The 513-nt window shown below is 40.7% G+C and carries 1 protein-coding gene; it reads right to left on the bottom strand.

Annotated features, from left to right (window positions below; translation table 11 throughout):
- On the bottom strand, positions 1 to 513 hold a 513-nt coding region (locus HMPREF1519_RS04730), incomplete at both ends, for a Spy0128 family protein (RefSeq protein ID WP_037611339.1).

Raw genomic sequence — 513 nt, 5'->3', positions numbered from 1 at the left:
CAATACAAAGCTAAATTCACCGGCTTTCAACTCACGACCTGCGAGAGCCTTGCTAAAGTCAAACTTAGTCTTAACTGGAGCTACAGCAAAGTTGTTGAACTCAGTATCAGCTGGCATTGTAACGGCAGCGTTCAAAAGACCTGTTTGAGCGTCTTTTGTGACATTTACAGTCACAACTGCGTTCATTGAATCGTAATCAATGTTTGTATCTGTTCCAGCTTTTTCACGTACAGTGTAAGTGTGTGTACCTACAGTTGCATATGAGATTGGGTCAAATTGAATTGAACCATCAGCCGCATTTTGTTTAGTTTGAATCACATTACCGTTTTCAAGCAATTCGAATGTGAAGGCATTAGCTTCAAGAGTCTTACCTTCCAAACGTTTTGTGAAGCGGAATTGTGCTTGTGTTGCAGCAGGTGTGAATGTGTTGTTGAATTCTGTATCTGCTGGAAGGGTGTTTGTTGCTTTAAGAACGTGACCTTCCTTAGTAACAGTGATTGTTACTTCAGCTTT

Origin of the sequence: Streptococcus sp. SR4, from assembly GCF_000517725.1 — a bacterium.
GTDB lineage: Bacteria > Bacillota > Bacilli > Lactobacillales > Streptococcaceae > Streptococcus > Streptococcus salivarius_F.
Note: the sequence above shows the minus strand (reverse complement) of the source record. Positions and strands in the feature narration are given on the sequence as shown.